The sequence below is a fragment of the Bacteroides sp. 214 genome, from assembly GCF_010501015.1.
Lineage (GTDB): Bacteria > Bacteroidota > Bacteroidia > Bacteroidales > Bacteroidaceae > Bacteroides.
The window spans coordinates 1-309 of the sequence record NZ_QVML01000063.1; the positions used below are offsets into that span (position 1 = coordinate 1).

Consider the following 309-nt stretch of genomic DNA (forward strand, 5'->3'; position numbering starts at 1 on the left):
ACGAAAGCACACTGTACACGCACCGGGTCGGCTCCTTGCAAGAAGAGTAAGTCGCCTCGCCCAATGAGTATATGCGCATTATCCGCCTGAAGAAAGCTGCCGACATGTTACGCACTACCGACCTGACTATTTCGGAGATAGCTTCTACCGGACATTCGTCGATACAAGATCCGCAAGCGATACAATCTTCGTTAATTACGTAAGCCATTTTTCTAGAATTAAATTATTATCGGCATAGTTCAAACCTGTTTCATCATTGCCTAAAAACAATAAAACCCCCGACCCTACGGATTTTTTTAACGCGGATCT

The 309-nt window shown here is 44.7% G+C and carries 1 pseudogene; it reads right to left on the reverse strand.

Annotated features, from left to right (window positions below):
* Nucleotides 1–130 precede the first annotated feature (130 nt).
* Nucleotides 131–208: pseudogene (locus tag D0T50_RS13545) on the reverse strand (4Fe-4S binding protein); the annotation flags it as partial.
* Nucleotides 209–309: the final 101 nt, after the last annotated feature.